Below are 26,530 nucleotides of genomic sequence, written 5' to 3' on the forward strand. Positions count from 1 at the left end.
GGTCAGCGGGCGCTCGCCACCCTGCGCAGGGCCGCGGCGGCGCCGCCCACGACCGGATCTCCGTGCCCGAAGCACGCCACCTCGGCATCCAGCTCGGCCAACGTGCCCAGTGAGACGAGGAGTTGAGCGCGGTCGAGGTTCAGAACCCCGGGCATGACCGTGCCGTCGACCGGCGAGGCGGCCACCGTGTCGCCGGTGAACAGCACGCCGTGCTCGGGCAGGAACAGGGCGATGCTGCCGTCGGTGTGCCCCGGGACGTGCAGCACCCGGGCGCCGCCGCCGACGTCCAGGACATCGCCCTCCGACACGGTGGTCAGCGCGGCCGGCGGCACCGGCCTGCCCTTGGGCAGCTGTCGGAGCGCCGCCGCGTGGATCGGCAGTTCCCACTCCTCGAACCGCGGGGGCGGGCCGGGGAGTTCACCCCGGACGAACGGCGCCTCACGGGGGTGCGCCAGCACCTCGGCACCGCTCAGCGCGGCGAACTCGCCCGCCCCGCCCACGTGGTCCTCGTGGAAGTGGGTCAGCACGATCCGTCGTACGTCGCCCGGCGCGTGCCCCAGCGCCGTGACCGCGCCGGCGATCTCGTCGCCCGCCCCGATCGGGCCTGCGTCGATCAGGGTCGACTCCGCCCCGTCGCGCCAGAGATAGGCCTGGCCGACGGGGAAACGCAGGAGGTGGAGCCGGGGGAGCAGTTCGATGACGTCCATGCGCCGACCGTAGGCGGCGCCCCCGCGCGTGGGCGAGGGCGCTCTGCCGTGGGCAGAAGGGCTCAGCCCGCCGCGTAGTTGCGCAGGAACAGCGCCTCGGCGACCGAAAGCCGCTCCAGCTCCTGCGGGTGGACGCTCTCGTTGAGCGCGTGGATCTGCGCCTCCGGCTCGCTCAGGCCGATGAGCAGGATCTCCGCCTGCGGGTAGAGCCCGGCGAGGGTGTTGCACAGCGGGATGGAGCCGCCCTCCCCGGCGTACTGCATGGTCTCGCCCGGGTAGGCGACCGCCATCGCGTCGGCCATCGCCTGGTAGGCCGGGCTGGCGGCGTCGGCGCGGAAGGCCTGGCCCTGGCCGATCTGCTCGGTGGTGACCCGGGCGCCCCACGGGGTGTGCGCCTGGAGGTGCGCCTGGAGCAGCTTGGTCGCCTCGGCCGCGTCCACGCCCGGCGGCACCCGCAGGCTGACCAGCGCCCGGGCGTTCGCGTGCACGGACGGGGTGGCGCCGACCACCGGCGGGCAGTCGATGCCGAGGACGGTCACGGCCGGGCGGGCCCAGAGGCGGTCGGCGACCGAGCCGTCACCGATCAGCCCGACCCCGTCCAGCACCTTGGCGTCCGCGCGGAACTGCTCCTCGGTGTACTCCAGGCCGTCCCACGTCCCCGTGGCGTCCAGCCCGTCGACCGTGGTCGAGCCGTTCTCGGCGCGCAGCGAGTCCAGCACGCGGATCAGGGCGGCGAGCGCGTCCGGAGCGGCACCGCCGAACTGGCCGGAGTGCAGGTTGCCCGCGAGGGTGTCGATCCGTACCCGGACCAGGGTCATGCCGCGCAGGGTGGTGGTGACCGTCGGCAGGCCGACGCGGAAGTTCCCCGCGTCGCCGATCACGATGGTGTCGGCCTCCAGCAGCTCCGGGTGCTGCTCGGCGTACCGCTCCAGGCCGCCCGTGCCCTGCTCCTCCGAGCCCTCGACGATCACCTTGACGTTCACCGGGACGCCGCCGTCGGCCTTCAGGGCGCGCAGGGCGAGCAGGTGCATGATCACGCCGCCCTTGCAGTCGGCGGCCCCGCGGCCGTACCAGCGGCCGTCGCGCTCGGTCAGCTCGAACGGCGGGCTGGTCCAGCCGGCCTCGTCCAGCGGGGGCTGGACGTCGTAGTGCGCGTAGAGAAGAACCGTTTTAGCACCCTCCGGGCCCGGCAGGTAGCCGTAGACCGACTGCGTGCCGTCCGGGGTGTCGAGCAGGGCCACGTCAACGAATCCCTCGCCGCGCAGCGCGTCGGCGACCCAGTTCGCGGCGGCCTCGCTCTCGCTCTTCGGGAACTGCGTGAAGTCCGCCACCGACTTGAAGGCGACCAGCTCGGCCAGCTCCGCCTTCGCCCTGGGCATGAGCGAGGCGACGGTCTCGGCGACCGGATTCGACGACATGGGCACGCTCCTCGTGGGTGCGACGTTGAACAGCTCGAACAGGGTATGTGCCCCGATACTCCCACAGTGGCCTGCGACGACGGCCGCCGTAGGATGCCAGGGACACCACGGCAGCGGCTTGATCGGAGCGGTAGACCAACGTGAGCGGCGAGAACTCTTCGGCGGACGACGTGCAGCGGGTGTGGGACGTCGTCGTGGTGGGCGCGGGACCCGCCGGGGCTTCGGCGGCCTACGCGGCCGCGGTCGCGGGCCGGCGCGTGCTGTTGCTTGAGAAGGCCGGCTTGCCGCGCTACAAGACGTGCGGCGGAGGCATCATCGGGCCCTCCCGCGACGCGCTGCCGCCCGGCTTCGAGCTGCCCTTCCGCGACCGGGTGCACGCGGTCACCTTCTCGAACAACGGCCGCTTCACCCGCACCCGCCGCTCCAAGCAGATGCTCTTCGGTCTGATCAACCGGCCCGAGTTCGACCAGCAGCTGGTCGAGCACGCCCAGAAGGCGGGCGCCGAGCTGCGTACGGGCGTCACGGTGCAGCGGGTCGAGCAGCACGGCTCGGCGGTCCCCGACCGGCGCACGGTCGCCGTGGTCCTCCAGGGCGGCGAGACGGTGCTGGCCCGCGCGGTCGTCGGCGCGGACGGCAGCGCCAGCCGCATAGGAGCGCACGTCGGGGTGAAGCTGGACCAGGTGGACCTCGGCCTGGAGGCGGAGATCCCGGTCCCGGAGTCCGTCGCCGACGACTGGAGGGGACGGGTGCTCATCGACTGGGGGCCGCTGCCGGGCAGTTACGGCTGGGTGTTCCCCAAGGGAGACACCCTGACGGTCGGCGTGATCTCCGCACGCGGTGAAGGCGCTGCCACCAAGCGGTACTTGGAGGACTTCACCGCCCGCCTCGGCCTGTCCGGCTTCGAGCCGTCGATCTCCTCCGGCCATCTGACCCGCTGCCGCGCCGACGACTCGCCGCTGTCCCGGGGCCGGGTGCTGGTCTGCGGTGACGCGGCCGGGCTGCTGGAGCCGTGGACCCGTGAGGGCATCTCCTTCGCGCTGCGCTCGGGCCGGCTCGCGGGGGAGTGGGCGGTGCGCATCGCCGAGGCGCACGACGCGGTCGACACCCGCCGCCAGGCCCTGAACTACGCGTTCGCGATCAAGGCCGGGCTCGGCGTCGAGATGAGCGTCGGCAAGCGCCTGCTGACCGTGTTCGAGAGGCGCCCCGGTCTCTTCCACGCGGCCCTCACCGGCTTCCGCCCCGCATGGCGGGCCTTCCGCGACATCACCCAGGGTTCGACCTCCCTGGGCGACATCGTCCGCACCCATCCCTTCGCCCAGCGCGCCCTGACCGCGCTGGACCGGGGACCGGCGGTCCCGGTGGAGGATCCGGCGGCTTCCTGACCGCGCCGGACGGAGCCCGTGCGGACCGGGCCGGTGGGGGGACGGCACCGGTCCGCGCCGAGCCGCGACGGGCTCCGGTCAGTTCGCGACCGTGATGTGGAAGACCGGGTGGTCGGGGGCGATGCGCCGCAGGTCCTCGTCCGGTGAGTCCGGGCCGACGCCGTTGAAGAAGACCCCGACCTCCGCCTTCCAGCGCTTGAGGTAGGCCCGCAGCAGCGGGACCTTGTCGTCGTCGGCGACCTCGACGGCGGTGAAGACGTCCACGCTGTTGCCGAGCCGCAGCTCGCCGCCGCCGGCCGCCCGCATGTTGTGGGTCCACTGGACATGGCCGCGCGGGGCGAGCAGGTACTGCTGTCCGTCCACCGTCAGCAGGTTCACCGGAGTGGTGCGCCACTCTCCGCTCTTGCGCCCGCGCACCGCCAGGACCCGGGAACCCCAGACACTGACGCCGCGCCGGGTGAGCCAGGCGACCGCCCGGTTGAAGACGTTCACGGTGAACCAGCCGGGCTTCTTGACGTGTGTCGACATGGTGACCCCCACGATTGGGAGAGCGGTGCTCTCGGTTGACTCCAGTGTGGGGGAGGCAGGCGCCCTGGCGCAAGAGCACTGCTCTCTTTTCTGTTCGGCGCTCTCTGTTGTGTGCACTGCTCTCCGGTCGTGGCACACTGCTGGCATGAGCACCGCACAGGGCGCCCGCGCACGGGCCAGGATGGAAGTCACGGCGGCCATCAAGGAAGAGGCGCGCAGACAACTGGCGGAGGAAGGCGCGGCCAAGCTCTCGCTGCGGGCCGTCGCCCGCGAGCTGGGCATGGTCTCCTCGGCGCTCTACCGCTACTTCCCCAGCCGTGACGAGCTGCTCACCGCCCTGATCATCGATGCCTACGACTCCCTCGGCGAGGCGGCGGAGACGGCCCACGCGGCGGTCGCGGGCGCGGATCACGTGCGGCGCTGGACGACCGTGTGCGAGGCGGTGCGGACGTGGGCCCTCGCTCATCCGCACGAGTACGCCCTGATCTACGGGTCCCCGGTGCCCGGTTACTCCGCCCCGGAGACGACGGTCCCGGCCGCCGCGCGCGTGGGCCTGCTCCTCATCGGCATCGTCCGTGACGCCTTCCAGGGGCCCGGCCTCGCCGATCTCCCCCTTCCCGCCGAGCTGCGTCCCGAGGCCGAGCGCATGGCGGCGGACTTCGCACCCGACCTGCCCCCCGAGGCGGCCGTGGCGCTGGTGGCAGCCTGGTCCCAGCTGTTCGGGCTGGTCGGCTTCGAGCTGTTCGGGCAGTACCACCGGCTGGTGGAGGACCGCGAGGCCTTCTTCCGTCATGCGGCGGCCCGGCTCGCCCAGGGGGTGGGGCTGATCGGCACGTGACGCCGGGCGGCCGGGCACCTGGTGATCGAGTTGGCGGAGCCCGTCCTCCTCCGTGCGCTGCGGGGGTTCCGGGCGTCGATGGGGGGCGACGGACGGCCGATGGTGCCGGGTGCGGCGCAGCTCCCGGGCGCAGCCTAGGCACCGGGAATCAGGACGACCTTCCCGGTCACCGTGCCGGACTCGGCCAGCCGCATCGCCTCCGCGACCTCGGTGAGCGGCAGCCGGGCGGCGATCCGTGCGGTGACCTCGCCGCGTTGCAGGGCGTGGAACACCTGGGTGAGGTCGGTGCGCAGCCGGCTCCGGAAGCGGTCCTTGGCCAGGGCGCGACCGGCCCACACGTTGAAGAAGTACGCGCGGCGACCGTTGGGCAGCGCGTTCCACCACCACACCCGGCCCAGGATCTTCAGCACGGGCCACTGCTTGGAGCCCGAGTCGTCCCGGGTGGTCGCGCTGCCGTAGGCGACGAGGGTCCCGCCCGGGGCGAGCAGCCGCCAGGAGTCGGTGACGCTCCGCCCGCCGAGATGGTCGAAGACGGCGTCGACCCCGCCGGGGGCGAGTTCCCTGACCCGGGCCGGGATGTTCTCGGTGCGGTAGTCGACGGGCGTGACGCCCAGTTCGCGCAGGGCCTCGTGATGGCGCGCGGACGCCGTGCCGATCACCTTCAGGTCGGCGGCACGCGCGAGTTGGACCAGGACCGTGCCGACACCGCCGTTCGCGCCGTGGACCAGGACCGTTCCGCCGCTGCGCACCCGGGCCCTGCGATGCAGCATCTGCCACGCGGTGATCCCGTTGACCACCAGCGTCTCCGCCTCCGCCGCGCCGATCCCGGCGGGCACCTCCACCGCGTCGGCCGCGTCGAGCACCACATGGCTCGCCCATCCGCCGACCTTCACCAGCGCCGCCACCCGCTTTCCGGCGAGGCCGGGTGAGACGCCCGCACCGGCCGTGAGAACCGTACCGACCAGGTCGTAGCCGGGCACGAACGGGAACGGCGGCTGGTCGTAGTAGCGGCCGCGGCGCATCTGCTGCTCGGCGAAGGACACCCCGGTGGCCTCCACCCGCACCACGATCTGCCCGGCACCGGGCAGCGGCACGTCCCGGTGCCGCAGCTGCAGCCCTTCCGGCTCGACCGTGCCCGGCAGGACGACCTCCACGAGTTTCCTGTTCTCCATGACGACCTCCAGGTCGGAAAGGGGTGGCTGATGCGCCGCGCACAGCTAGGCGGCATCGCTTGAGTTACAAGCTATAACTAAAGTGACTTCATCTAGTTCTGATGTCAAGCCCTCTCTGTCCGGTCTGTTACGCCCTCTTTCGCAGGTGATAGGTTGAAACACACGACGGCCAGGAGGGCGAAGGCGATGACGGCAGGCGCGGCAACTCCCCGCGAGCGGTATCGGAGTCAGGTGCGGGCGGAGATCAAGGCGAAGGCCTGGGAGCAGATCGCCGCCTCGGGTGCGTCGGGACTGTCCCTCAACGCCATCGCCAAGGAGCTGGGCATGAGCGGCCCGGCGCTCTACCGGTACTTCGGCGGCCGGGACGACCTGATCACCGAGCTGGTCCGGGACGCCTACCGCAGCCTCGCGGACACCTTTCGCGCCGCGGCCGACGCCGGCTCGGGGCTGTCCGGCCTGGCCCGGGCGATGCGCCGGTGGGCCCTGGAGGACCCCCAGCGCTACTTCCTGGTCTACGGCACCCCGGTTCCCGGCTACCGGGCACCGGACGACACCACCACGATCGCCCGGGAGATCATGGCCGCCCTGCTGGACGTCTGCGCGGCCGGGGAGCCCCGGGCCGCGTCACCCGACGCTCTCGAGACCCACCTCGCGGATCATCGCGGCTGGGCGGGCGACCACTCCGCCCCACCGCCCGTGCTGCGCCGGGCGCTGGCGTTCTGGACCCGCCTTCACGGGGTGCTCTCCCTGGAACTGGCCGGCCACTTCACGGGCATGGGCTTCGACCCGGAGGTGCTGTTCACAGCCGAGGCGGATGCGGTGGCGGACGGAGACTGAGCGGAGGAGGCTGCCGTGCTTCCCCGGCCGTACTTCCCGGCCGTACTTCCCCGGAAGTACACGTGATCACCTCGTCCGGCTGACGTCCGTGTCGCCCGGCGGCGTCTACCGTGGCCTGCATGGAAGAGCAGCGCGCCCCGGGGCAGTGGGGGCGGTACCGGCCGCCGTGGCGGAGCGCCCCCGGCGAGACGGAGCCGCACCGGGCCCACTGGCCCTGGCGCACCACCGTGCTGCTCACCGTGTTCGTCCTCGTCGGCACCCACTTCGCGGCCCACAGCCAGCCCCTCCGCGTACCCCTGGACGGGTACGCGCGCGTGCTGCTGCTCGTCGACTCGGTCCTGCTGCTGTGGCGGCACCGGTATCCGGTGGCCGTGGCCTACGGCACCGCGACGGTGACCCTCGTCTACCTGGCCGCGGGCTACCCCTACGGACCGGTCTTCCTGACCGTCGCCGTCGGCTGCTTCAGCGCGGTCGTCGCCGGGCACCGGCGGGCGGCCTGGGGAGCCGTCGGCCTGCTGTGGGCCGGCCACGCGCTGATCGCCCTGTGGCTCTACCGCTGGCTCCCGCCCTCGGGCGACAAGGGCGGCAGCGTCTACCAGGAGATCGGCATCGCCGCCTGGGTGCTGGCGATCGTCGCCCTCGCGGAACTGGTCCGGGTGCGGCGTGAACAGTGGGCGCGGGAGCGCGCCGACCGGGCGGAGGCGGCGCGGCGCCGCGCGGACGAGGAACGGCTGCGGATCGCCCGCGAGTTGCACGATGTGCTCGCGCACAGCATCTCCGTCATCAACGTCCAGGCCGGCATGGGGCTCGCCCTGCTCGACAGCGACCCCGAGCAGGCGCGCACGGCACTCACCACCATCAAGGCCGCCAGCAAGGAGGCGCTCGGCGAGGTGCGGCAGGTCCTCGACACCCTGCGCGCCCCCGGCGCCGCCCCGCGCGCCCCCGCCCCCGGCCTCGACCGGCTGCCCGAGCTGGTGCAGCAGGCGGCCGCGGCCGGACTCACCGTGGAGATCGAGGGCGAGCCGCCGCGGCTGCCGCCCGGCGCCGACCTCGCGGCCTTCCGTATCGTGCAGGAGGCCCTGACCAACGTCGTACGGCACTCCGGATCGCGGCACGCGCGCGTGCGGGTCGCCCATGACGGCGACACGCTGCGGCTGCGCATCGACGACGACGGGCCGGCCACCGGCGCCGACGCCGGAGGCAGCGGAAAGGGGCTGGCCGGCATGCGGGAGAGGGCCGCCGCGCTCGGTGGCACCATCGAGGCGGGCTCGCGCCCCGACGGCGGCTTCAGGGTGCTCGCCGTACTGCCGTCGCACACCAGGGAGGACCGGTGATCCGGGTACTGCTCGCCGACGACCAGTCGCTCGTACGGGCCGGCTTCAGGGCGTTGCTCGACGCCCAGCCGGACATCGAGGTGGCCGGGGAGGCCTCCGACGGCGAGGAGGCGTTGCGCCTGGTGCGCGAACTGCGGCCGGACGTGGTCCTGATGGACATCCGCATGCCCCTGCTGGACGGTCTCGCCGCCACCCGGCGCATCACCGGCGACGCGGAGCTGACGGACGTGAAGGTGGTCATGCTCACCACCTTCGAGCTGGACGAGTACGTCTTCGAGGCGATCCGCTCCGGCGCCTCCGGTTTCCTGGTGAAGGACACCGAACCGGACGAACTCCTGCGTGCGGTACGGGCGGTGGTGCAGGGGGACGCGCTGCTGTCACCGGGTGTCACGCGCCGGCTGATCGCGGAGTTCGCGGCCCGCTCCAAGGAGCCCGCGACGGCGGACACGCTCGGCCGGCTCACCGAGCGGGAGCGGGAGGTGATGGCGCTGGTCGGCATCGGCCTGTCCAACGAGGAGATCGCCCGCCGGCTGGTGGTCAGCCCGCTCACCGCCAAGACCCATGTGAGCCGCACGATGGTGAAGCTGGGCGCGCGGGACCGCGCCCAACTCGTCGTGCTGGCCTACGAGTCGGGGCTGGTACGGCCCGGCTGGCTGGGCTGAGCCGCCCGCCGGAAGCGCACCAGCACGCTCACCACCCGGGCCACGAACACCACCGGCGCGACCGTCATGCCGAGCCGCAGCAGGCCCAGGGACAGCGGGCGCGGCAGGTCGAAGAGCAGCGCGGGCCCGGCCACGGCCCCGAACAGCACCGCCGCCGCGAAGGCCGCGCTCACCAGCGCGTAACCGATCTCGACCGTCGCCGCGTCCTGTTGGGCCTTGGTGCGGCGTCCCCCGTATGCGTACATTCCCCCAGCTTCACAGACGTGCGCCCGGCGGGGCAATCGCCCCGCCGGGCGCACGGTGGGAGGCTTCCCCCTAGTCACGGACCGCCACGCGCTCCGCTTCCGCCTCCGCCACGGTGGACCTGGCGACCACGAGGGACTGCTGGGTACGCCTGCCGCGCAGGCCGGTGAGGGTGATCAGCAGACCTGCCGCCGCGACACCGGTGACGACCATGAAGCCCGGCCGGTAGCTGTCCAGGACGGCCTGCGCGGTGGCGTGCGCGGGGGCGTTCGCGGTCACCACGGCGGTGACCACCGCCAGGAAGATCGCGCCGCCCACCTGCACCGAGGTGTTGAGCAGACCGGAGACCATGCCCTGCTCATGGTCCTCGACCCCGTTGGTGGCCTGGATGTTGAGCGAGGGGAAGACCAGTGCACAGGCCGCGCCGATCAGCAGCATGGACGGCAGGACCACGGCCGCGTACACCGGGTCGAGGTCGACGCGCAGGAACAGCGCGTAGCCGAGGACCATGAGGGCGAAGCCGGTCGCGATCAGGCGCGGAGTGCCGAACCGGTCGACGATCGCACCGACCTTGGTGGAGGACACCGCCACCAGCGCGCCCGCCGGCAGGAACGCCAGCGCCGTGTGCAGCGCCGACCAGCCCAGCAGGGACTGCATGTACAGCGTGGTCAGGAACTGGAAGCCCACGTACGAGCCGAAGAAGGCGATCGCGCCGAGCTGGGCGCGCACCTGGCTGCCCGAGCGCAGCACGCCCAGCCGGATGAGCGGGCTCGGCGAGCGCCGTTCGACCAGGACGAAGGCGGTGAGCAGCACCGCGACGGCGAGGAAGGACAGCAGCGTGCGGGCCGAGGCCCAGCCGGCGGCGGGTGCCTGGACGACGGTGAAGACCAGCAGCAGCATCGCCGCGGTGCCGAGGACGGCGCCGGGGATGTCGTAGCCGTCGTGGGTCTCCTCGCGGGCGCTGCGCGGCAGCAGCCGGAGGCCGGCGAGCAGCGCGAGGAGGGCGATGGGCGCGGGCAGCAGCATGGTGAAGCGCCAGCTGGCCTCGGTGAGCAGGCCCGAGAGCACCAGGCCCATGGAGAAGCCGGTGGCGGCGCAGGTGGTGTAGATGGACAGGGCGCGGTTGCGCAGCGGGCCCTCGGGGAACGTCGTGGTGATGATCGACAGGCCGGCCGGAGCCGTGAAGGCCGCGCTCAGCCCCTTGACGAACCGGCTGGCGATCAGCAGCGGACCCGAGTCCACGAGCCCGCCGAGCAGCGAGGCGAGCGCGAAGACACCGAGGGCGACGAGGAACACCTGACGCCGGCCGAGCAGGTCGGCGGTGCGGCCGCCGAGGAGGAGCAGGCCGCCGTAGCCCAGGATGTAGCCGCTGACGATCCATTGGAGCGTCGAGGTGGACAGGTGCAGGTCGGAGCCGATGGACGGCAGCGCGACGCCGACCATCGACACGTCCAGCGCGTCCAGGAACATCGCCGCGCAGAGCACCAGCAGGGTGCCCCACAGCCGGGGGGTCCAGCGAACCGCCGGGGACGGTGCGGTGGAGTGGGTGAGCGGAGAGGTCATGCCGACGAGACTACATGCGCATGCATCGAATGCAAATGCATTTAATTCCGATGCAATAATCTTGCTTCTCTGCTACGGTGCGCCCATGGCGTCGAACAGGGCCGAGCAGGCGCTCGTGGAGCAGTGGCGGGACATCCTGGGACTGCATGCCCGCACCCAGTGCGAGCTGGACCGGGCCCTGCACGGACACGGCCTGTGCGCCAGCGATTTCGAGGTCCTCGACCTGCTGGCCGAGGGCGCGGCGGCGGACGGCGGCTGCGCCTACCGCGTGCAGGAGATCTCCGAGCGCGTCCATCTCAGCCAGAGCGCGCTGTCCCGGCTGATCGGACGCCTGGAGAAGGACGGCCTGGTCGAGCGCGCCATGTGCGCCGAGGACCGGCGCGGGGTCCGGGTGGCGCTCACGCCGAAGGGGCGCGCGCTGCACGGCGAGGTACGGCCGGTGCAGCGCGCGGTGCTGACCCGGATGCTGACCGAGGGCGACTGACCGGACGTCAGATCCCGCTCTTCTCCTGCCAGAGGGCGGCGAGGGAGCGGTCACCGGACACGTTCGGCACGGGCCTGCGGTTCCACAGCGCGAGGTACAACTCGTCGGCCGGACCGGACAGTTCGGCCTCGGCCTCCCCGCTCTCCGCCCGCACGGTCACCGGTGGCTCGGCCGTCAGCCGTACGGTCCACACCGCGTCCGTCCCCGCGTCCAGCGCCCGGACGCGCAGCAGGCGCGGCCTGTCGGTACGGACGCGGCTCCTGGGGCGGGCGTGGAAACCGCGCAGCAGCTCGTCGATGCCGTCCACCGCGAAGTTCGTTGCGACCGGCGACGCCGTACCGCCCTGCGCGGCCTCGGCGTCGTACCGGTGAACGGTCGTCTCGTGCGCCTGCCGCCGGGTCCAGAAGGCCAGCGGTGAGGGGTTGGGTGCCGGGTGGAAGGTCCAGCACTCGAGGTCGGCGGGCGCGGCGGCCAGCGTGTCGACCAGCAGGCGGTGACTGTCCCGGTACCAGTCCACCAGTTCGTCACCGTCCAGGTCCGGGGGGTCGCCGAAGGGGCGGGGCTCCATGTGCCCCTCGGCGACGAGGGCCGCGGCCCACCGGTGCACCGCGCCGGTGTGCCGCAGCAGGTCGCGCACCTGCCACTCCGGGCAGGTCGGTACCTTGGCATCGGTCCCCGCCGCGGCGGCGGCCGCCGCGAGCAACCGGCCCTCCCGGTCCAGGGTCTGAAGGAAGTCGGCAGTGTTCATGGGGGTGAGTGTGCCGGATGGGCGTGCTCGCGGGACCGGCAATTCTCGGCGCCGGGCCGACCGGGCTTCCGGGGAGACGCCGGCCGGGCGTTTTCGTGGCCGGGGCGAGCGGGGGGTTTCGGTGCGGGGCCGACCCGGTTCACCGTTGCAGCGGACCGGAAGTCTGCCGTGTGGGGCCGGTCAAGTGCTCATGTGTGGAGCGGAGCCGGGCTTTCCGGGCGCGGCGGTCCGGGCGGTCTCCTGACGGCGAGCCGACCGTGTGCCGGTCGGCGCGGACCTCCGGACGCTCGTCGGCGCTGCGGCCGGCCGGTCGTGGCCCTGCGTGCGGAGCCGACCGGGTGCCTGCGGCGCGGTCGAGGTCGGCCGCCTCGGGCCGCCCCCGCAGGTGCCCATCGTCCCCGCATGCACACCCCGCTCAGGTGCCCATCGTCCGCCGTGTGCACACCCCGATGGCCGTGGCGACGGCGGCGAGTGCCGCGACGCTGGTGAGTGCGGCCGGCAGGGAGAACCAGTCGGCCATGAAGCCGATCGCGGGCGGCCCGAGCAGCATGCCGCCGTAGCCGAACGTCGAGGCGACGGCCACGCCGGACGGGCCGGTCAGCGCGCCCGCCCGCTCCACGGCGACCGGGAACAGGTTGGCGAGGCCGAGCCCGGTGACGGCGAAGCCGATCAGTGCGGCCCAGACGGACGGCGCCAGTGAGCCGAGCAGCATGCCCACCGCCGCCACGGTGCCGCCGGTGATCACCGTGCGGGCACGGCCGAGGCGCTCCAGGAGGGTCGTGCCGGTCGCCCGGCCCGCGGTCATGGCCAGCGCGAAGCACGCGTACCCGGCCGCCGCCACGCCGGACGACGCCGCGAGGTCCTGCTGCAGGTGGAGCGCGCCCCAGTCGGCCATGGCCCCTTCGCCGTAGGCGGTGCACAGCGCGATCAGCCCGAAGACGGCGACCAGTCCGCGGCCGCCCGTCCGGCGCGCCGCGGGACGGTGCGCCTCCGGCAGCGAGGGAGCGCGGTCCGCCGGGACGGGCGGCTCCTGCAGCAGCAGGACGCGCCCGGCGACGGCCGTGACGAGGAGCCCGATCAGGGTGAGGCCGAACAGATGCCGCGTGGGGGAGAGGTCGCCGGCGACCAGTCCACCGAGACCGGCGCCGATCATGCCGCCGAGGCTGAACGCGGCATGGAACGACGGCATGATCGGCCTCCGCAACGCGGCCACCAGATCGACGGCGGCGCTGTTGAAGGCGACGTTGATACCGCCGTAGGCCGCGCCGAAGACGAGGAGTACGGCGCCGAGGGCGGGTGCGGAGTGGGTCAGCGGGGGCAGGCTGACGCTGAGGGAGAGCAGGACGGCGCAGACCACGGTGACCGGATGACTGCCGTAGCGGCGGCACAGCCGTCCGGTCAGCGTCATCGTGATGACGGCGCCCGCGGAGACGCCCAGGAGGGCGAGGCCGAGGGCGCCGGCCGAGGAGTCGGTCTGCTGCTTGATGGCGGGGATGCGGACCACCCAGCCCGCGAAGACGAAGCCGTCGAGGGCGAAGAAGGCGGTGAGCGCGATGCGGAGCCGGGCGAGATCGCGGCTGCCACCCGGCACGACACTGTGCGTTCGGGGTTTGTTTATTTGCGGCACAAAGTCAGGCTAGGTGGGACGCGGGGATGGGGCAAGCGATATGCCGGAGGGGTGCGGCAGCCCGGCGGCGTGGTGGAGGCGAGGGTGCGAGGGAGGCGTACACCGGACGCGTTCGCGCCGGTGTCCTGCACGGTGGGCGGGGCCCGGCGGGTGGGACACGGTGGGTGGGGCATGGCGGCTGCCGTGCCCTCCCGCCTGCGTGCGCCTCGGCTCGGCGGACTCCGCACCCACCCCGGACCCGGCAGGCTCATTGACCCAGGACTGGAGCCTGACTGTCCATGAACCGGCCGATGTGTCCTTGACCTGCACCTACTTGTGCTCGCTCCGGCAGGCGGCGGCGTCAACGCGACGGAAAGGCATGCCCCGTTCGGTGTCCTCCGCGGGTGTCCGCGCGCGTTCCGCGGTCGGATACAGGTCGGTTAATGCTTGCTCACGATCTGGTTGCCGACGGGTGAGCGGGCCATGATGGGCCCATGACGTTGGCCTCGCGCGCGCTCGCGCAACTGGCGACCTGGCCCGACCTGAGCCAGGCGGTCCCGAGCTGCGGCCTGGGACAGGCGGTGAGTTCGGCCCAGGGGGAGATCGCCCACTTCCACTCGGACCGCGATGTGGATCTGCGGCTGACCGACCGGGCGATCCGGCGGTTCGCCAAGGACCTCAGGGGCTCGGGCGCGATCAGGATCGTGCCCGGTTCCCAGTGGGTGACCCTGCGCCTCGACGCGGCGAGCGACGTCGACCTGCTGCTGACCCTGGTGAGCATGGCGCTCCAGGCCCAGCAGACCTGGCCCGACCCGCTCGACCGCCCTCCGGTGGGCTGCAACGACCAGCGGGGCGCGGGCTTCGTGAAGGCCGACCTCGGCGGCCTCTGAGCCCACTCCTGCGACGAGTTGCCCCTCACACGGTGACGACCCGGACGCCCGCCTCCTCGAAGCGGCGTACCGTCTCCTGCCCCACCGCCGTGTCGGTCACGAGCGTGTCCACCAGCTCCGCCCCGCAGATCCGGGCGAACGCCCGCTGGCCCAGCTTGCTGGAGTCCGCGGCGACCACCACCCGCTCGGCGCGCTCGCACAGCAGCCGGTTGATCGCGGCCTCCGCCTCGTCATGGGCCGCCGCGCCGTGCGTGACGTCGAAGGCGACGACTCCGAGCACCGCCACGTCGAGCGTGATCTGACCGAGCACCCCGTCCGCGAGCGGGCCGATCAGCTCGTAGGACTGCGGGCGCGCCACACCACCCGTCACCACGATCTTGAACTGGGGCCGTACGGCGAGCTCGTTGGCGATGTTGAGCGCGTTGGTGACGATGGTCAGCGCGGGCGATCCGGTGGACAGATCACCGCGTACGGCCAGGGCGCGGGCCACCTCCGTGGTGGTCGTGCCGCCGGTCAGCCCCACCGCCTCGCCCGGCGCGACGAGTTCGGCCACAGCCTTGGCGATGCGCTGCTTCTCCGAGGCGCGACGGGCCGTCTTGTAGCGCAGCGGGAGTTCGTACGACACCCCGTGCACCACCGCGCCGCCCCGGGTGCGCACCAGCATCTGCTGCTCGGCGAGCTGGTCGAAGTCCCGGCGGATCGTCGCCGCCGAAACCCCCAGCTCGGCCGCCGCCTCCTCCACCTCCAGCCGGCCGCGCTCGACGAGCAGTTCCAGCAGCGCCTTCCAGCGGGCGTCCCGGGACATCCGCAGCCTCCGTTCCGAAGTGTTCCCGGTGACCCTAACGCACCTCGCTCTGCGCACGAATGCTTGATTGTGCTCGAAAGCTCGCTATATCTTGCAGGAACAATCAGCAAGGGGAGGGTGTGGGCATGACCCATGTCGAGGACGAGCTGAACAGCCAGCCCGAGTGCTGGATACGGGCGGCCGAGAAGGCGGGGCGGCACCGGGACGCGCTGCCGGGGCCGGGGGAACGGGTCGCGATCGTGGGGTGCGGGACCTCGTACTTCATGGCGCAGGCGGCGGCCGGCCTGCGCGAGGCGGCCGGCCGGGGCGAGACCGACGCGTTCGCGGCCTCCGAGTTCCCGTACGGGCGCTCGTACGACCGGGTGGTGGCCCTCACCCGCTCCGGCACGACCACCGAAGTGCTGGAACTGCTGGGCGAGTTGAGGGGGAAGACCCGAACCACCGCCGTCACCGGCGACCCGGACACCCCGGTGGCGTCGGCCGCCGACGACCTCGTGGTGCTGGACTTCGCCGACGAACGCTCCGTCGTCCAGACCCGGTTCGCCACCACCGCCCTCACCCTCCTGCGCGCCCATCTCGGCCTGCACACCGACTCCGTCGTCACCGACGCGCGTACGGCCCTGTCCACTCCTCTTCCCGAAGAGCTGGTCGCCTGCACCCAGTTCACCTTCCTCGGACGCGGTTGGACCGTCGGGCTCGCGAGCGAGGCCGGGCTGAAGATGCGCGAGGCCTCGCTGTCCTGGACCGAGGCGTATCCGGCGATGGAGTACCGGCACGGCCCGATCAGCATCACCGCCGAGGGCAGGGCGACCTGGATGCTCGGCGAGGCACCCGCCGGCCTCGACCGACAGGTCCGGGCCACCGGCGGACTGTGGGTCGGCGGCGGACTCGATCCGCTCGCCGAACTCGTCCGCGTCCAGCGGCTCGCCGTCGCCGTCGCCGCCGCCCGCGGCCTCGACCCCGACCAGCCGCGTCATCTCACCCGCTCGGTGATCCTCGCCCCCTGAGCCCGACCCGCGCCCGGAAGGACACCGCACGTGCCCCTCACGTCCACCGGTGAGCTGGTCACCGCCGCCGCCGGAACCAGATCCGCCGTCGCCGCCTTCAACGTCATCACCCTCGAGCACGTCGAGGCCGTCATCGCCGGCGCCGAGGCGGCCGGCGCGCCCGTCGTGCTCCAGGTCAGCGAGAACGCCGTCAAGTTCCGCTACGGGCGGCTGCTGCCCCTGGCCAGGGCCGCCGTCGCCGCGGCCGAACGCGCCACCGTGCCCGTCGCGTTGCACCTCGACCATGTGCAGAGCGACCACCTGCTGCGCCAGGCGACCGACGCCGGGTTCAGCTCGGTGATGTACGACGCGGCCCGGCTGCCGTACGCCGACAACCTCTCCGCCACCCGGGCCGCCGCCGACTGGGCGCACGCCCAGGGCCTGTGGATCGAGGCCGAGTTGGGGCAGATCGGCGGCAAGGACGGCCGGCTCCCGCTGGACGCCCACGCGCCCGGCGCCCGCACCGACCCGGACCAGGCCCGCGACTTCGTGGCCCGCACCGGTGTCGACGCCCTCGCCGTCGCCGTCGGCAGTGTGCACGCGATGACCACCCGCACCGCCGCGCTCGACCACGGCCTGCTCAAACGCCTGTCCGCCGCGCTGTCCGTCCCCCTGGTCCTGCACGGCTCCTCCGGGGTCCCGGACGACGGCCTGATCGAGGCGGTGGCCGGCGGCATCGCCAAGGTCAACGTCGGCACGGCGCTGAACGCCGCCATGACCGGCGCGATCCGCGAGTTCCTCGCGGCGCATCCGGAAGCCGTCGACTCCCGTACGTACCTGAGTGTGGGACGGGAGGCCATGGCGGGGGAGGTGCGGCGGATCATCGGGGTCCTGTCCGGGAGGCACTAGCCCCTCTTGACGGCCCTCAGGACCACGAACTTCGGGTCGGAGGCGACCAGTTCACTGTTCCCGAACAGTCGCCTCAGCTTCACGTGATACCCCAGATGCCGGTTCCCGATCACCCACAGCTCACCCCCTGGCCGGAGCGCGCGCCGCGCCCCCGTGAACATCCGCCACGCCGTCGCGTCGCTCGTGGCCTGGTGGGAATGGAACGGCGGGTTGTTCAGGACGAGGTCCACACTGCAGGGCGCCACCCCGGCCAGCCCGTCGCCGACCCGGAACTCCGCGTGTCCGGGCACCCCGTTGGCCTTGTAGGTCGCCTCCGCCGAGGCCACCGCCTGGAAGGACTCGTCCACGAACAGCACCTCGGCCGCCGGATCGGCGAGCGCCGTCGCCGTACCGACGACGCCGTTGCCGCACCCGAGGTCCACCACGCGGCCCGCGCCCGGTCCGGGCAGGTGCTGCAGGAAGAAGCGGGTGCCGATGTCGAGGCGGTCGGCGCAGAACACCCCGGCGTGGTTGACGACCGTGCGCCCGGAGACGGCGCCGATGCCGTCCGGGAGCGCGTAGCTGTACGGCCACGGGTTCGCCGGCCGCTCCAGCGCCGGGTCCGGGGTGCAGAAGATCAGCCGGGCCTTCTGCTGCGCGTGCGAGGTCCGGGTCGGGCCGAGGATCCGCTCGAACAACTGCAGCGTGGAGGTGTGGATCTCCTTCACCATCCCGGTGCCGACGACCACCGTGCCGGCGTGCACGGCGGGCGCCAGCCGCAGCAGCTGGTCCTCCAGCAGCGCCAGGCTCTTGGGCACCCGCACCAGCAGGACGTCCACCCGCTCCGGCGGCGGGTCCTGGGTGGTCAGCAACTGGACGCAACCGGGCTCGACACCGGCCCGCCCCAGATTCGCCCGGGTCGCCTCCTGGCCCAGGAAGGAGTCGGTGATCTGCGCCGGCCGGTGCTCGGCGAGCGCCGTGGCCAGCGCCCCCCAGCGGTCGCCGAGCACCACGACCGAGCCCGTGAGCGGCACCCCCTCCTCGGCCAGGTGGCGCAGAAGGTACGCGTCGGAGGCGTCCCAGGCGCGCAGCCGGTCGCGGGGATCCTCGGGGAAGCGGGACAGCTCTGCCTCGCCCCACGGTGTCGTCATACGGTCGCTCATCGTGCCTCCCAGGCTAGCGGAGCCGCAGCTCAGCAGCGGTGGGGCAGGATGGGTGCATGGAGGACGAGCTGTTTGCCCGGGAGCGCGCGGAGGTCGCGCCGGGCGCCGTGCACGTCCCGGACTGGCTGGGCGCCGACGGACAGCGCGAGCTGCTCGCCGCCTGCCGCCGGTGGGCGCGGCCGCCCGCCGGACTGCGCACCGTCCGCACCCCGGGCGGCGGCACGATGACCGCCCGGCAGGTCTGCCTCGGCCGGCACTGGTACCCGTACGGCTACGCCCGCACGGCCGTCGACGGCGACGGCGCGCCGGTGAAGCCGTTCCCGGCCTGGCTCGGCGAGCTGGGCCGCCGCGCCGCCGCCACCGCGCTCGGCCCGCAGGAGCCGCACGCGTACGACATCGCCCTGATCAACTTCTACGACGGCGACGCCCGCATGGGCATGCACCGCGACAGCGACGAGAAGGCGGACGCGCCGGTGGTTTCGCTGAGCCTGGGCGACAGCTGCGTCTTCCGGTTCGGGAACACCCGGACACGGGCCAGGCCCTACACGGACGTCGAACTGCGCAGCGGCGACCTGTTCGTGTTCGGCGGCCCGTCGAGGCTCGCCTACCACGGGGTTCCGCGGGTGTACGGGGGCACCGCACCGTCCGAGTTGGGCCTGTCCGGTCGGCTGAACATCACACTTCGGGTCAGCGGCCTGTAGGCCGCCGCACCTGCGGATCATGGGAGACTCGCCCTCATGAGCGGCAAGGCGGAGCCCCGGACGGCAGGGGAGAGGACCACCTCGAGGGCGCGACTGGACCGGGGGCGCGGAGCGCTCGGACCCGCGCTGGAGCTGGTGCACACCGGACGGGCGCCGACCCGGGCCGTGCTCACCGCGGAACTCGGGGTGACCCGGGCGACGGCCGGGGCGGTGGCCGCCGAGCTGGAGGCGCTCGGGCTGATCCGGGTGGACGCCCGGCCGGGCGCCGCGGCCGGCTCCCAGGGCCGCCCCTCGCACCGGCTCCAGGTCGCCGAGGACGGCCCGGTGGCGCTCGCCGCGCAGGTCCACGCCGACGGCTTCCGGGCCGCGCTGGTCGGCCTCGGCGGGCGGATCGTGGCGACCGCGCCCGGCTGCGAGACCGTCGACGCCGACCCCGCGAAGGTGCTCGGCTCGGTCGTCGAGGCGGGCGCGGAACTGCTGCGCACGACCGGCCGCCGGTGTGTCGGCGCCGGGCTCGCCGTACCGTCCGCCGTGGCCGAACCCGACGGCCTCGCCCTCAACCCGCTGCACCTGGCCTGGCCGGTCGGCGCCCCCGTACGGCGGATCTTCGCGGAGTGCGTGCGCGCGGCGGGCCTCACCGGCCCGGCCTTCGCGGGCAACGACGTCAACCTCGCCGCCCTCGCCGAACACCGGCACGGCGCCGGCCGGGGCGCCCGGGACCTGCTGTGCGTGGCCACCGGGCACCGCGGTGTCGGCGGCGCCCTGGTCCTGGACGGCCGCCTGCACACCGGGAGTTCGGGCCTCGCGCTGGAGGTCGGACACCTCACGGTCAACCCGGAGGGCCGCCCCTGCCACTGCGGCAGCCGCGGCTGTCTGGACGTCGAGGCCGACCCGCTGGCGCTGCTCGTCGAGGCGGGCCGCGAGCCGGGCCCCGAGGTGTCGTTGCTCCAGCAGGCCAACGACCTGCTGCGCACCCAGTACGACGACCCGGCCGTCCGCACGGCCGCCGAGGCCCTGATCGACCGCCTGGGCCTGGGCCTGGCCGGACTGGTCAACATCCTCAACCCCGACCGCATCATCCTCGGCGGCCTCCACCGCACCCTCCTGGACGCCGACCCCGGCCGGCTCCGCGCGGTGGTCGCCGACCGCAGCCTGTGGGGCCAGAGCGGCGGCGTGCCCATCCTGCCCTGCACGCTGGACCACAACAGCCTGGTGGGAGCGGCCGAACTGGCCTGGCAGCCGGTCCTGGACGACCCGCTGGGGGCGCTGCGTTGACGGCGGTCCCGGCGTCCCCGGTGGGACCGCGCGCACGTGAAGGCCGCCGGAGAACCCCGGGCCGGGCCGGCCGGGGGACAGGACGTCACCGCCAGTCGACCGCGAAGGCCCTCCTCGGATGCTCGGTGAGGATCCGGTCCGCCGACTCCGCACCCAGCTCCGCCGCAAGCCGCGGCCGGACCCTGTCCAGCAGATGGCGCATACCGGGACCGCCGTCGACCGAGCGGGCCCCGGAGACCACCGTGTCGCCGCCGAGCAGGAGCCGGTCACCGAAGCCGGCGTCCGCCAGGGCCCGTACCGCCTCCGGCATCCGCCAGTCGGTGGCGTGATGCGCGCGGGAGGGGCCGTCGAAGGCGAGCCAGCAGCCCGAGGCGGCGGCCTGCCGCTGCACCACCGGGTCGGGGAAGCGGTTCAGATGACCCAGGATCACCCGGTCGCCGGGTACCCCCAACTCGCCGCACAACAGGTCGATCACGTCCAGCGCGGCGGTGCCCAGCTCCAGGTGGACGGCGATGGGCGCACCGGTGGCGTGGTGGGCCTCGGCCGCCGCGGCCATGGTCCGGCGGGCGTGCGCGTCGAGCGCGTGGAAACCGCCCGCCACCTTGATCAGACCGGCGCGCACCCCGGTCGTGCCGATGCCCTCGGTCAGCTCGGACACGAACAGCTCGGCGAGGCCACCGCCGCGCAGCCTGTCGAGCAACTGAGGGTCGTAGTGCGCGGCTTGGTGCAGCCCGGTGGCGCAGACCAGCCGCACACCGGTGGCCCGGGACAACTCCGGCAGGTCCGCCGCCCGCCGTCCCATGCCGTACGGCGTCCACTGCACGACGGCCGCTCCGCCCGCCGCCCGGAACGCGGCCAGTTCGGCCCGGGCGGCCGACAGGTCGTTCAGCTCCTGGCCCGGCAACTGCGGGCTGCTCAGGAAGAGATGGTCGTGCGCGTCGCACACGCCCAGCTCCTCGGGCCGGATGTCGCCGAGGACCGTACGGACGTGGCTCACCACTGCCGCCCGCGCGGGAGCCGGTCCCGGCCGGGCGCGGACAGGTGCAGCACCCGGTAGAGATCCCCGTCGGCCTTGGGCGCGTCGTGCTCCCAGAGCGAGAAGTGCACCAGCTCCCACGCGCGCGTGTCCACGGCCGCCGCCGCGAGGACCGCGCCGTCCTCCGCCGCCAGCCGCCCGGCCTCGGCCGCCGCGTCCGCCATGAACGCGGCCAACTCCACACCCTCCGGCACCGGTTGGCGTCGCCGCACGGCGAACGCGGGCGCGGACCCGGCCGCGGCGCCCTCCTCGAACGCCAGGCCCGTCCACTGCCGTATCGCCGGCCGGCCGAAGTCGTTCACGGGCCCCTGGAACGCCCCGCCCCACAGGAAGCTGTTCATGCCCTCCACGGTGTTCCAGAGGTAGAACGGCCCGTACTGGTTCACCGGCGAGCCGTGCGCCCCGCGCTCGCGCAGCACGTACGTCTTGATGCCGAGGCCGTCCCAGTCGTCCAGCAGGTGCGCGACGCGGGCGACGCGGGAGCGGATGATGCCCATGTCGTAGTCCGCGGGCAGGGTGAACTCGTACTGCATGGCGTGCATGTCCTGCATCCCTTCTCAGGCGGGGTGGTCGTCCACGTGCGGGTGCCACTCGGTCGTCGTGCCGTCCTCGGCGGCCTCCACGGTCGCGAGGCGGGTCATGAAGGTGCGGGGTGTGGCGCCGTGCCGGTGCCAGGCCGTGCGGGCGCCCGGGGCGAAGTGCACGTTGAACATGCGCGGCCGGGACGGAGCCGAGGGCGCGGCTGTCCCGTCCAGCCGGACCGTGCCGGTGAAGTTCGCCGGGCCCTGCCGGGTGCCGGGACGCCGTCCGGTGATGTGCACGTGACTCAGTTCCCCTGTCCGGGAGTTCGGGGTGCGAGCAGGGAGAGCAGACCGCGCACCCCGGCGTCGAAGGCGGCGGGGGAGCCGGAGGCACGGGCGAGGACGTAGCCGCCCTGTACGGTGGCGAGGACGGCCGCGCCGATGTCCTCGCCGTCCAGCGAGGAGGCGAACTGCCCCTGCCGCTTGCCCTCTTCGACGATTCCGGCGATCCGCTGCCGGATCCACGCGATCGTCTCGTCCACCGGTGCGCGCAGTTCGTCGCTGGCGACGATGTCCGGGTCCATGGTCAGCCGCCCGATCGGGCAGCCGCGCAGCACGTCGCGCTCGCGCAGCAGGTACGCCTCGATGCGCTCGTACGGCGTGCCCGGACCGTCCAGAACCCGCTCAGCGGTGGTCCGCAACTCCTGTGCGGTCCGCCGGATCGCCGCCAGGGCGAGGTCCGGCTTGCCCTTGAAGTGGTGGTACATGCTGCCCTGGCCGGCGCCCGCGCGCTCCAGGATCGCCTTGGGGCTCGTGCCCACGTACCCGCGCTCCCACAGCAGCTCACGGGTGGACTCGATCAGTCGTTCCGAGGTGCTCATGCGCTCACTGTACATACTAGTAGTTACAGAACGCCAGTCCCGCGGAAGCAGCGGCGCGGCCCACCCGTACTCCCGTGGAGGTACGCGCGCTGCCGCCGCCCGCACGACGACCCGGACCCCCTGCCGGAGGGAGTCTCGTGGCATCCCCGAAGACCGAGACGAACAACGGAGATGACCCGAGATGCAGACCCTGGCGAACTGGGACGGCGGACCCGGTCCGTGGATCCTGTTCTTCCCGCTGATCTGGGCGGCCGTGGTGGTCGGCGCCGTCACCTTCCTGCGCCGCACCGGCCTGCGCGGCCGCGGCGGCCCCTGGCGGCGCATGGACGGCGGACGTCCCGCGGGCGACTCACCGCTCGCGGTCCTCGGCCGCCGCTTCGCCTCTGGCGAGATCGACGAGGACGAGTACTGGCGCCGCCTGTCCGTCCTGGAGGAGCACTTCGGCCGCGCGGGCAAGGGAGGCACGGCATGACCACGACCGCACTGCGGGCCGCGGCCCGCGTGGTGGACGCGGTGAAGGTGTACGGCGGTGGCGACACCGCCGTACGCGCCCTGGACGGCGTCGACGTCTCCTTTCCCGCCGGGCGCTTCACGGCGATCATGGGTCCCTCGGGCTCCGGCAAGTCCACCCTCATGCACTGCGCGGCCGGCCTCGACACGCTCACCTCCGGCGCCGCCTGGATCGGCGACACCGAACTCGGCGCGCTGGACGACCGGCGCCTGACCCTGCTGCGCCGCGACCGGGTCGGCTTCGTGTTCCAGGCGTTCAACCTGGTGCCGACGCTGACGGTCGCGGAGAACATCACCCTGCCCCTGGACCTGGCGGGCCGGCGCGGCGACCGGGACTGGATCGATGCGCTCGTCGACGTCGTCGGCCTGCGCGACCGGCTGCACCACCGTCCCTCGGAGCTCTCCGGCGGCCAGCAGCAACGCGTCGCCGTGGCCCGGGCGTTCGCCGGGCGGCCCGATGTGGTCTTCGCCGACGAGCCGACCGGAAACCTCGACTCCCGCTCCGGCGCGGAGGTCCTCGGGCTCCTCGGCCGGGCCGTACGACAGATGGGCCGTACGGTCGTGATGGTCACGCACGACCCGGTGGCCGCCGCACACGCCGACGAGGTGCTCTTCCTCGCCGACGGACGGCTGGTCGACCGGATGGAGTCGCCGACCGCGGACCGCGTCCTGGACCGCATGAAGGCCTTCGAGGTGCGGTCATGAACGCCTCGCTCCGGCTCAGCGTCACGTCCCTGCGTGCCCACCGGCGCCGGTTCGCGGGCACCTTCCTCGCCGTGTTCCTCGGGGTCGCCTTCCTCACCGGCACGCTCGTCATGGGCGACACGCTGCGCGCGAGCTTCGGCAGCATGTTCGGCGAGGCCACCAGCGGCACGGACGCCGTCGTACGCGGAGCCGACGCCGTCACCACACCGGGCGAGGCCCGGGGCGTACGGCGGCCGGTGGACATCTCGCTGGTCAAGACCGTCGAGCGGGTCCCCGGCGTGGCCGCGGCGGCCCCGGACATCCAGGGCGCCGGGCAGCTCGTCGGCTCCGACGGCAAACCGGTCGGCGGCCAGGGACCGCCCACGATCGCCGGCAACTGGATCACCGACCCGCACCTCAACCCGTACCGGCTCGCCGAAGGCCGGGCTCCCGCCGGGCCGGGCGAGGTCGTGGTCAACCGGGGTGCCGCGAAGAAGGGCGGTCTGAAGATCGGTGACACCACGACCCTGCGCACCCCGGACCCCGTGAAGGTCACCGTCGTCGGGCTCGCCACCTTCGGCGGCCAGGACGGCATGGCCCAGGTGACGTTCACCGGCATGACCCGGGCCGACGCCGAGAAGTACCTCACCGCGCGGCCCGGCCAGGCGGCGTCCATCGCGGTGCGGGCCGAACCCGGCGTCAGCCAGCAGGACCTGGTCCGGCGGCTGACCCCCGTGCTGCCCGAGGGAGTCGAGGCCATCACGGGTCAGCAGTCGGCGCAGGAGAACACCGACATGATCTCCAGCCAGTTCCTGACCATCTTCACCACGTTCCTTCTGGTCTTCTCCGGCGTAGCCCTGCTCGTCGCCACCTTCTCCATCCACAACACGTTCGCCATCGTGGTCGCCCAACGCACCCGGGAGAACGCCCTGTTGCGTGCCCTCGGCGCGGCACGCCGCCAGGTGACCGCCGCCGCCCTCGTCGAGGCCTGCCTCGTCGCGGTCACCGCCTCCCTCACCGGACTCGCGGGCGGCATCGGCATCGCCGCGGGCCTCCAGGCGCTGTTCCCGGCGATCGGATTCCCGTTCCCCGACGGCGACCTGGTCATCAAGGCGCTGTCGATGGTGCTGCCGCTCGCGGTGGGGGTCGTGGTCTGCCTGGGCTCCGCGCTCCTGCCGGCCCGGCGCGCCGGACGGACGGCGCCGCTCGCCGCCCTGCGCGAGACGGCCGTCGACACCTCCGGTGCCTCCCGCGTCCGCGCGATCGCCGGGAGCGGCCTCGGCGCGCTGGCGCTCGCCACGACCCTGACCGGCGTCCTCGTCGCCCCGTCCGTGTGGCTGGCGGGAGTCGGCGCGCTGCTCGCCCTGGTGGCGTTCGTCGTCCTCGGCCCGGTCGCGGCCACGACGGCGGTACGACTGCTCGGCGGGCCCCTGGACCGACTGCGCGGGGTCACCGGCTCCCTCGCCCGGCGCAACGCCCTGCGCAGCCCGAAGCGGACGGCGGCCACCGCGAGCGCGCTGATGATCGGCGTGGCCGTGGTGTCGCTGTTCACCGTCTTCGGCGCCTCGCTGAAGGCCACGATGGACCGCACGGTGTCCCGGTCCTTCGCCGGCGACGTGGCCGTCAGCAGCCCGTCCTTCGGCGCGGGCGGCAGCGGACTCAGCCCCCGGCTCGCCCCCGCACTCCAGCGGCTGCCCCAAGTGGACACGGCCGTCGGACTCGGCCGCGGGGTCGCCGAAGTCGACGGCAGGGGCAGGGCCTTGACCGTCACCGACCCGGCCGCGCTCGCCCGCACCTTCGACCTCGGCACGGTCACCGGCTCCCTGCGGAGCCTCGGCACCGACGGCATCGCCATCACCCGCAAGGAGGCCGACCGGCAGCACCTGCGCACCGGCGACAGGGCCCGGCTGACCTTCACCGACGGAAAGACGGACGACTTCACCGTCCGTGCCGTGTACGGCCAGTCGGAACTCGCCGGCGACTACGTCATCACCCGTGCCGCCTGGGCCCCGCACCGCACCCAGGACGCGGACACCCTGATCGCCGTCACCTTCAGGCACGGAGTGGGCGCCGACGCGGGCAGGGCGGCAGTGCAGAAGGTCGCCGCAGAGTACGGCAACCCGTCCGTGCAGACCCGGGACGAGTACGCGCAGTCGTCGGCGGGCGGCATCGACATGATGCTCACCCTCGTCTACGCGCTGCTCGCCCTCGCGGTGGTCATCGCCCTGCTCGGCATCGCCAACACGCTGACCCTCGCGGTGCACGAACGCACCCGGGAACTCGGCCTGCTGCGGGCCGTCGGCCAGACCCGCGCCCAGTTGCGGGCCATGGTCCGCTGGGAGTCGGTGCTGGTCGCCGCGTTCGGCACGGCCGGGGGCCTCGGGCTCGGCGCCTTCCTGGGCTGGGTGCTGGTGAAGGCCTCCGACGGCGCGAGCGACACCGCGTTCGCCTTCGCCCTCCCGCCCGCACGCCTCGCGGTCGTCGCCCTCGTCGGCCTCACCGCCGGCGCCCTGGCGGGCCTCCGCCCGGCCACGCGTGCGGCCCGGCTGGACGTCCTGCGGGCCATCGCGACGGAGTGACTGCGTCGCGTCGGCCGGCGCCCCCCATCGGGTCGCGTGAGACCGGCTGCGGCTGCGGGTGCGTGGGGGCTGGTCGCGCAGTTCGTGTC

General features: G+C 73.4%; 28 protein-coding genes. 14 read left to right on the top strand and 14 right to left on the bottom strand.

The window, feature by feature from the left end:
- Positions 1-2: 2 nt before the first annotated feature.
- Together ACFYZB_RS00885 and ACFYZB_RS00890 are read right to left on the bottom strand one after the other, a co-directional pair.
- Positions 3-707 carry an MBL fold metallo-hydrolase gene (locus ACFYZB_RS00885; protein WP_388752683.1) on the bottom strand — a complete coding sequence of 235 codons (705 nt, stop codon included), beginning with the start codon at positions 705-707 and terminating at the stop codon, positions 3-5.
- Between the two features lie 62 nt (positions 708-769).
- Positions 770-2,125: a dipeptidase gene (locus tag ACFYZB_RS00890; RefSeq protein ID WP_388752686.1), complete on the bottom strand. Its 1,356-nt coding sequence runs from the start codon at positions 2,123-2,125 to the stop codon at positions 770-772.
- Between the two features lie 140 nt (positions 2,126-2,265).
- Between ACFYZB_RS00890 and ACFYZB_RS00895 the strand changes: the two genes are divergently transcribed.
- Positions 2,266-3,507, top strand: a complete 1,242-nt coding sequence (locus ACFYZB_RS00895; protein ID WP_351205415.1) for a geranylgeranyl reductase family protein — start codon at positions 2,266-2,268, stop codon at positions 3,505-3,507.
- Positions 3,508-3,585: 78 nt separating this feature from the next.
- On the opposite strand, the gene ACFYZB_RS00900 is transcribed toward ACFYZB_RS00895, so the two are convergent.
- Positions 3,586-4,035 carry a nitroreductase family deazaflavin-dependent oxidoreductase gene (locus ACFYZB_RS00900; RefSeq protein WP_351205417.1) on the bottom strand — a complete coding sequence of 150 codons (450 nt, stop codon included), beginning with the start codon at positions 4,033-4,035 and terminating at the stop codon, positions 3,586-3,588.
- 145 nt (positions 4,036-4,180) lie between these two features.
- Between ACFYZB_RS00900 and ACFYZB_RS00905 the strand changes: the two genes are divergently transcribed.
- Complete coding sequence (locus ACFYZB_RS00905; protein WP_388752690.1) at positions 4,181-4,873, top strand: TetR/AcrR family transcriptional regulator; 693 nt, start codon at positions 4,181-4,183, stop codon at positions 4,871-4,873.
- 134 nt (positions 4,874-5,007) lie between these two features.
- Here the strand turns inward: ACFYZB_RS00905 and ACFYZB_RS00910 are convergent, their stop codons facing one another.
- Entirely contained in the window at positions 5,008-6,045 is a 1,038-nt protein-coding gene (locus ACFYZB_RS00910) for a medium chain dehydrogenase/reductase family protein (protein ID WP_388752693.1), read from the bottom strand.
- Between the two features lie 186 nt (positions 6,046-6,231).
- Here ACFYZB_RS00910 and ACFYZB_RS00915 point away from each other — a divergent pair, with 186 nt between their 5' ends.
- The 3 genes from ACFYZB_RS00915 (at position 6,232) to ACFYZB_RS00925 (ending at position 8,878) form a co-directional block, all read left to right on the top strand.
- The gene (locus ACFYZB_RS00915; protein WP_388752695.1) at positions 6,232-6,882 is read left to right on the top strand and encodes a TetR/AcrR family transcriptional regulator; all 651 of its coding nucleotides are present in this window, start codon (positions 6,232-6,234) and stop codon (positions 6,880-6,882) included.
- A 110-nt stretch (positions 6,883-6,992) separates the two neighbouring features.
- A complete protein-coding gene (locus ACFYZB_RS00920) occupies positions 6,993-8,216 on the top strand; it encodes a sensor histidine kinase (RefSeq protein ID WP_388752698.1) in 1,224 nt (407 codons plus the stop codon).
- Positions 8,213-8,878, top strand: coding sequence for a response regulator (locus tag ACFYZB_RS00925; RefSeq protein ID WP_388752701.1), 666 nt, complete (start codon positions 8,213-8,215; stop codon positions 8,876-8,878). Before ACFYZB_RS00920 ends, ACFYZB_RS00925 begins: the two co-directional genes overlap by 4 nt.
- Here ACFYZB_RS00925 and ACFYZB_RS00930 read toward each other — a convergent pair.
- Together ACFYZB_RS00930 and ACFYZB_RS00935 are read right to left on the bottom strand one after the other, a co-directional pair.
- Positions 8,839-9,123: a DUF6332 family protein gene (locus ACFYZB_RS00930; RefSeq protein ID WP_351205431.1), complete on the bottom strand. Its 285-nt coding sequence runs from the start codon at positions 9,121-9,123 to the stop codon at positions 8,839-8,841. The genes ACFYZB_RS00925 and ACFYZB_RS00930 overlap by 40 nt on opposite strands.
- A 70-nt stretch (positions 9,124-9,193) precedes the next feature.
- Complete coding sequence (locus ACFYZB_RS00935) at positions 9,194-10,684, bottom strand: MFS transporter (protein WP_351205433.1); 1,491 nt, start codon at positions 10,682-10,684, stop codon at positions 9,194-9,196.
- 85 nt (positions 10,685-10,769) lie between these two features.
- On the opposite strand from ACFYZB_RS00935, the gene ACFYZB_RS00940 reads away from it, so the two are divergent.
- Positions 10,770-11,168, top strand: a complete 399-nt coding sequence (locus ACFYZB_RS00940; protein ID WP_351205435.1) for a MarR family transcriptional regulator — start codon at positions 10,770-10,772, stop codon at positions 11,166-11,168.
- Between the two features lie 7 nt (positions 11,169-11,175).
- Here the strand turns inward: ACFYZB_RS00940 and ACFYZB_RS00945 are convergent, their stop codons facing one another.
- Together ACFYZB_RS00945 and ACFYZB_RS00950 are read right to left on the bottom strand one after the other, a co-directional pair.
- On the bottom strand, positions 11,176-11,916 hold the full coding sequence (locus ACFYZB_RS00945) for a maleylpyruvate isomerase family mycothiol-dependent enzyme (RefSeq protein ID WP_388752706.1): 741 nt from the start codon (positions 11,914-11,916) through the stop codon (positions 11,176-11,178).
- 415 nt (positions 11,917-12,331) lie between these two features.
- Positions 12,332-13,507: an MFS transporter gene (locus ACFYZB_RS00950; RefSeq protein ID WP_388752709.1), complete on the bottom strand. Its 1,176-nt coding sequence runs from the start codon at positions 13,505-13,507 to the stop codon at positions 12,332-12,334.
- A 509-nt stretch (positions 13,508-14,016) separates the two neighbouring features.
- Between ACFYZB_RS00950 and ACFYZB_RS00955 the strand changes: the two genes are divergently transcribed.
- Positions 14,017-14,412 carry a luciferase family protein gene (locus tag ACFYZB_RS00955; RefSeq protein WP_351205441.1) on the top strand — a complete coding sequence of 132 codons (396 nt, stop codon included), beginning with the start codon at positions 14,017-14,019 and terminating at the stop codon, positions 14,410-14,412.
- Between the two features lie 25 nt (positions 14,413-14,437).
- Here the strand turns inward: ACFYZB_RS00955 and ACFYZB_RS00960 are convergent, their stop codons facing one another.
- Positions 14,438-15,217 (bottom strand): DeoR/GlpR family DNA-binding transcription regulator, encoded by a 780-nt coding sequence (locus ACFYZB_RS00960; protein ID WP_351205443.1) that lies wholly within the window; start codon positions 15,215-15,217, stop codon positions 14,438-14,440.
- A gap of 125 nt (positions 15,218-15,342) precedes the next feature.
- Here ACFYZB_RS00960 and ACFYZB_RS00965 point away from each other — a divergent pair, with 125 nt between their 5' ends.
- Positions 15,343-16,224: an SIS domain-containing protein gene (locus ACFYZB_RS00965; protein ID WP_388752713.1), complete on the top strand. Its 882-nt coding sequence runs from the start codon at positions 15,343-15,345 to the stop codon at positions 16,222-16,224.
- A 30-nt stretch (positions 16,225-16,254) separates the two neighbouring features.
- Positions 16,255-17,112, top strand: a complete 858-nt coding sequence (locus ACFYZB_RS00970; RefSeq protein WP_388752716.1) for a ketose-bisphosphate aldolase — start codon at positions 16,255-16,257, stop codon at positions 17,110-17,112.
- Here ACFYZB_RS00970 and ACFYZB_RS00975 read toward each other — a convergent pair.
- Positions 17,109-18,242 (bottom strand): methyltransferase, encoded by a 1,134-nt coding sequence (locus ACFYZB_RS00975; RefSeq protein ID WP_388753468.1) that lies wholly within the window; start codon positions 18,240-18,242, stop codon positions 17,109-17,111. The genes ACFYZB_RS00970 and ACFYZB_RS00975 overlap by 4 nt on opposite strands.
- Before the next feature lie 68 nt (positions 18,243-18,310).
- On the opposite strand from ACFYZB_RS00975, the gene ACFYZB_RS00980 reads away from it, so the two are divergent.
- Positions 18,311-18,955 (top strand): alpha-ketoglutarate-dependent dioxygenase AlkB family protein, encoded by a 645-nt coding sequence (locus ACFYZB_RS00980; RefSeq protein ID WP_388752718.1) that lies wholly within the window; start codon positions 18,311-18,313, stop codon positions 18,953-18,955.
- A 36-nt stretch (positions 18,956-18,991) separates the two neighbouring features.
- A complete protein-coding gene (locus ACFYZB_RS00985; RefSeq protein WP_388752721.1) occupies positions 18,992-20,230 on the top strand; it encodes an ROK family protein in 1,239 nt (412 codons plus the stop codon).
- An 85-nt stretch (positions 20,231-20,315) separates the two neighbouring features.
- Here ACFYZB_RS00985 and ACFYZB_RS00990 read toward each other — a convergent pair whose 3' ends face one another.
- From ACFYZB_RS00990 to ACFYZB_RS01005, 4 genes are read right to left on the bottom strand one after another with little or no spacing between them, the layout of a single operon-like run.
- Complete coding sequence (locus tag ACFYZB_RS00990) at positions 20,316-21,227, bottom strand: phosphotriesterase (protein WP_388752723.1); 912 nt, start codon at positions 21,225-21,227, stop codon at positions 20,316-20,318.
- Positions 21,224-21,808: a DUF4865 family protein gene (locus ACFYZB_RS00995; protein WP_388752725.1), complete on the bottom strand. Its 585-nt coding sequence runs from the start codon at positions 21,806-21,808 to the stop codon at positions 21,224-21,226. The genes ACFYZB_RS00990 and ACFYZB_RS00995 overlap by 4 nt, the downstream gene beginning before the upstream one ends.
- A gap of 15 nt (positions 21,809-21,823) precedes the next feature.
- Positions 21,824-22,087: a hypothetical protein gene (locus ACFYZB_RS01000; protein WP_388752728.1), complete on the bottom strand. Its 264-nt coding sequence runs from the start codon at positions 22,085-22,087 to the stop codon at positions 21,824-21,826.
- A 5-nt stretch (positions 22,088-22,092) separates the two neighbouring features.
- Positions 22,093-22,668, bottom strand: a complete 576-nt coding sequence (locus tag ACFYZB_RS01005; protein WP_388752731.1) for a TetR/AcrR family transcriptional regulator — start codon at positions 22,666-22,668, stop codon at positions 22,093-22,095.
- Between the two features lie 181 nt (positions 22,669-22,849).
- Here ACFYZB_RS01005 and ACFYZB_RS01010 point away from each other — a divergent pair, with 181 nt between their 5' ends.
- From ACFYZB_RS01010 to ACFYZB_RS01020, 3 genes are read left to right on the top strand one after another with little or no spacing between them, the layout of a single operon-like run.
- Positions 22,850-23,140, top strand: coding sequence for an SHOCT domain-containing protein (locus ACFYZB_RS01010; protein ID WP_388752733.1), 291 nt, complete (start codon positions 22,850-22,852; stop codon positions 23,138-23,140).
- Positions 23,137-23,883 carry an ABC transporter ATP-binding protein gene (locus ACFYZB_RS01015; RefSeq protein WP_388752736.1) on the top strand — a complete coding sequence of 249 codons (747 nt, stop codon included), beginning with the start codon at positions 23,137-23,139 and terminating at the stop codon, positions 23,881-23,883. The genes ACFYZB_RS01010 and ACFYZB_RS01015 overlap by 4 nt, the downstream gene beginning before the upstream one ends.
- Positions 23,880-26,441, top strand: coding sequence for an ABC transporter permease (locus ACFYZB_RS01020; protein WP_388752738.1), 2,562 nt, complete (start codon positions 23,880-23,882; stop codon positions 26,439-26,441). The genes ACFYZB_RS01015 and ACFYZB_RS01020 overlap by 4 nt, the downstream gene beginning before the upstream one ends.
- Positions 26,442-26,530 lie beyond the last annotated feature (89 nt).

This window comes from Streptomyces sp. NPDC001852, from assembly GCF_042891825.1.
Classification (GTDB): Bacteria; Actinomycetota; Actinomycetes; order Streptomycetales; family Streptomycetaceae; genus Streptomyces.